Genomic DNA, 1,004 nt, shown 5'->3' with positions numbered 1-1,004 from the left:
CACAATGTCGTCATAATCTGAAAAAGTACGATTTGATAACTCTCTGTCTCGCATCCATGCCCATACTTGTTCAACCGGATTAAGTTCTGGTGAATAAGGAGGCAACGGTATCACCGACACATTTTTAATCCCTTCACCAACATCACCCATATGCCAGCTTGCGCGATCAACAGTAACCACTGCATGCCGTCCACATGGCGTAGTATCTGAAATGAGTTGTAAGTGTTGTTTCATTATATCCTTACTCAAATAAGGGGCTATAATCGCCTCTGTTTGCCCTGTTGCGGGGCATACTGCACCAAAAATATGAGTGGATAGAAATTGCTGTTGCTTCACAACACGTGGCCTAGTGCCTTTTTTAGCCCAAATTTTTGAGGTGGTATTTTGTTGCCCAAATCGCGCTTCATCTTGAAACCACACATCCACTCTATCAAGCGCCACGTGGCCTGGAATTGTGATGATCGTATTATAATGGAAATTTTTTAAAGTCTTCTTGTGCCTCAATTGACTGTTTAGGATGTTTAGAACGAGACGTTATCCATGAAAGATTAAGCTCACACATCAAACGGTAGACATTATTGAGTTTGTATTGGACATCAAATGTATCGTAAATGTATTTGCGTATATCTTCACCTATCAGCCTCCCACCTTCTTCTTTCACTGCGTGCGCACAGATATAATCTTTAAGCTGGCACTTTTGTTTTAATGTTAAGCCACAAGGGCGACCTGATTGTTTTTTAATATCAAGCGCTTTAAGTCCATCGGATAAGTATGCAGTAACCCACTCATTAACCAGTCGACGGCTAACGCGGGTAGTTTTAGCGACAACAGTACGATTTTTTACTTCGAGAAAGAGGCGAATAACCTCATAACGCGTTTTTAATCGGGCATCTCTGGTATACGGGAAGTTAGGAATAGTAGACAAGCTAGACTCAATGATAATGACAAATTTATGAGTATTAGATCATAAAAAGAAGGTAATTAAAATAGATCATGAATTAAAT

The 1,004-nt window shown here is 40.0% G+C and carries 2 protein-coding genes; both read right to left on the bottom strand.

Going from position 1 to position 1,004, the window contains the following annotated elements:
- Window positions 1-426 (bottom strand): IS630 family transposase (locus J7338_RS20530; protein WP_275074514.1); only part of this gene is annotated, 426 nt, incomplete at its 3' end.
- A gap of 40 nt (window positions 427-466) precedes the next feature.
- Entirely contained in the window at window positions 467-925 is a 459-nt protein-coding gene (locus tag J7338_RS20525) for a helix-turn-helix domain-containing protein (protein ID WP_210798824.1), read from the bottom strand.
- Between the last annotated feature and the right edge of the window lie 79 nt (window positions 926-1,004).

The organism is Pseudoalteromonas ostreae (assembly GCF_018069805.1).
Lineage (GTDB): Bacteria > Pseudomonadota > Gammaproteobacteria > Enterobacterales > Alteromonadaceae > Pseudoalteromonas > Pseudoalteromonas ostreae.
The sequence above is the reverse complement of the archived record's forward strand: the minus strand, read 5'-3'. Positions and strand labels throughout refer to the sequence as shown.